At 52.0% G+C, this 694-nt stretch carries 6 tRNA genes; all 6 read right to left on the reverse strand.

Features of this window, described 5'->3' with window-relative positions:
- Positions 1-64 precede the first annotated feature (64 nt).
- The 6 genes from LZ480_RS19625 to LZ480_RS19650 all read right to left on the reverse strand — a co-directional run bounded on the left by LZ480_RS19625 (position 65) and on the right by LZ480_RS19650 (position 689).
- Positions 65-140, reverse strand: a tRNA-Asp gene (locus LZ480_RS19625).
- Between the two features lie 3 nt (positions 141-143).
- Positions 144-218 (reverse strand) — tRNA-Met (locus tag LZ480_RS19630).
- A 92-nt stretch (positions 219-310) separates the two neighbouring features.
- Positions 311-385: transfer RNA gene (locus tag LZ480_RS19635), tRNA-Met, on the reverse strand.
- A 29-nt stretch (positions 386-414) separates the two neighbouring features.
- A tRNA-Ser gene (locus LZ480_RS19640) sits at positions 415-507 on the reverse strand.
- 12 nt (positions 508-519) lie between these two features.
- Positions 520-593: transfer RNA gene (locus LZ480_RS19645), tRNA-Met, on the reverse strand.
- A 20-nt stretch (positions 594-613) separates the two neighbouring features.
- A tRNA-Ala gene (locus tag LZ480_RS19650) sits at positions 614-689 on the reverse strand.
- Positions 690-694: the final 5 nt, after the last annotated feature.

The following is a 694-nucleotide window of genomic DNA, read 5'->3' on the forward strand; positions in this document are numbered from 1 at the left end:
ATCGAACCGCCGACACTTAGAGCTTCAATCTAATGCTCTACCAACTGAGCTACAAACCCACAAATGGCGGTCCCGACCGGGATCGAACCGGCGATCTCCTGCGTGACAGGCAGGCATGTTAACCGCTACACCACGGGACCATTTGGTTGCGGGGACAGGACTTGAACCTGTGACCTTCGGGTTATGAGCCCGACGAGCTACCACTGCTCCACCCCGCGATAATAAGAAACATATTTTGTTATAGTTCTCTCGAGTTCTACTTTGTTGGTATCTACTTCGTACCTCAGTAGCTACCAATCACTACACTATTTGGTTGCGGGGACAGGACTTGAACCTGTGACCTTCGGGTTATGAGCCCGACGAGCTACCACTGCTCCACCCCGCGATAATAGGAATTTAACTATTCAATTAAAATGGAGGAGGTAGAGGGATTCGAACCCCCGCGCGGTGTTACCCGCCTGTCGGTTTTCAAGACCGATCCCTTCAGCCAGACTTGGGTATACCTCCGACATATTAAAATGGCTACCGAGGGAGTCGAACCCACGACCTTTCGGGTATGAACCGAATGCTCTAGCCAGCTGAGCTAGGTAGCCATGATTGTTATTAAAATAAATGGTGGAGCCTAGCGGGATCGAACCGCTGACCTCCTGCGTGCAAGGCAGGCGCTCTCCCAGCTGAGCTAAGGCCCCATTGT

The organism is Solibacillus palustris (assembly GCF_022549215.1).
Taxonomy (GTDB): domain Bacteria; phylum Bacillota; class Bacilli; order Bacillales_A; family Planococcaceae; genus Solibacillus; species Solibacillus daqui.